Origin of the sequence: Pseudomonas tremae, assembly GCF_001401155.1 — a bacterium.
Taxonomy (GTDB): Bacteria; Pseudomonadota; Gammaproteobacteria; order Pseudomonadales; family Pseudomonadaceae; genus Aquipseudomonas; species Aquipseudomonas tremae.
The window spans coordinates 1-907 of sequence record NZ_LJRO01000320.1 but is presented as its reverse complement, the minus strand read 5'-3'; the positions used below and the strand labels follow the sequence as shown (position 1 = coordinate 907).

Genomic DNA, 907 nt, shown 5'->3' with positions numbered 1-907 from the left:
TCTCTGCACCGTTCATGAACAAATCACAAGGGCCTCTTAAGCCCTCTTCTGAAGTGGAAAGGTCGCTGCCTTGGATGTCCCTGAACCCGCCTGAAGGAATAACAAGGTTCCTCTCACCTCGCCCATCTGTCCCGAGAATATAGGGTGTAGGAACAGCATCTGGATGGTACTCGAGCAATGTTGCCGAGCCCGCGTCACCAAAGAGTGCGGCGACTGAACGATCACTCTTGGCGACAATTTTACTGACGGTATCTCCTGCCAGTAGCAGCACGCGACGGCTCCCGCCCCCCGCCAATAAAGAAGACGCGAGCCATAAGCCATAAACATATCCAGAGCATCCCAATGAAACATCAAATGCAGCCGTTGTAATGTCAAGGCCGAGGCGACGCTGTAAGGTACACGCGGTAGCAGGCAGCCGGTAGTCAGGCGTCTGCGTAACAAAAATAAGCGCATCAATCGTGGACCTGTCGATAGAAAGGTCGGAAAATAAGCTTTCAGCTGCTTTCAGCTGCTTTCAAGCAAAGATCAGAGGTGCATTCATCGTCGCTAACATGACGCGCCTCTATACCCGTGCTAGCAATTATTTTATTGACAGCCTCTTCTCCGAAGGTTGCAGCCAACTCGCTGACTTTGGAAATACGTGCAGGCAATGCGCAGGCGACTCCGACAATGCGTGTATTGGGTACAAGTCGAGGGGCATCGGGGGATTTCCGGGCAAATTTATTACTCATCATGCATCCTCACACTTATTCTTTTATCAAGCCCTAATCGATCAGCCCATTTAGAACATGAGGCTCTAAAATGTAAAAGCTTGACTTCCAGAGAACTGTAATAGCGGGGCGGAGTCCAGGACCACGTATCTAGGGGAACACGCTTACAGACAGCCTGATCCTCAAGAAAAACCTTT

Annotated in this window: 1 protein-coding gene and 1 pseudogene; both read right to left on the bottom strand. The window is 50.5% G+C overall.

The features are described from left to right. Positions 1 to 295 (bottom strand): annotated as a pseudogene (locus ALO43_RS29195) (hypothetical protein); the annotation flags it as partial. 199 nt (positions 296 to 494) lie between these two features. Beyond that, the gene (locus ALO43_RS30295) at positions 495 to 731 is read right to left on the bottom strand and encodes a hypothetical protein (protein ID WP_157062332.1); all 237 of its coding nucleotides are present in this window, start codon (positions 729 to 731) and stop codon (positions 495 to 497) included. Positions 732 to 907: the final 176 nt, after the last annotated feature.